Source organism: Alsobacter sp. SYSU BS001988, from assembly GCF_054796215.1.
In genome coordinates this window covers 1-202 of record NZ_JBTAMK010000085.1, presented here as the reverse complement: position 1 = coordinate 202, position 202 = coordinate 1, and the positions used below count along the sequence as shown (strand labels likewise).

The 202-nt window shown below is 67.3% G+C and carries 1 pseudogene; it reads right to left on the bottom strand.

Annotated elements, in window-relative coordinates:
• Nucleotides 1-202: pseudogene (locus ACYVO7_RS25905) on the bottom strand (HlyD family type I secretion periplasmic adaptor subunit); the annotation flags it as partial.

The window sequence follows — 202 nt, the reverse complement described above, 5'->3', positions numbered from 1 at the left end:
GTTGCGCCGGGTCTTCGCCACCAGCCCCTTGTCGGCCAGGTCGCGCACGCCCACGAGCTCGTCATTGATGAAGAAGAGCTGCTGCTCGGCCGCCGCGCCTTCGCGCTTCAGGCCCTCGATCTCAGTCTCAAGCTGGTGCACCCGGCTCTGCAGCACGTCGATCTGGCTGCGCAGCGAGTTGCGACGCTCACGGAACTGGGCG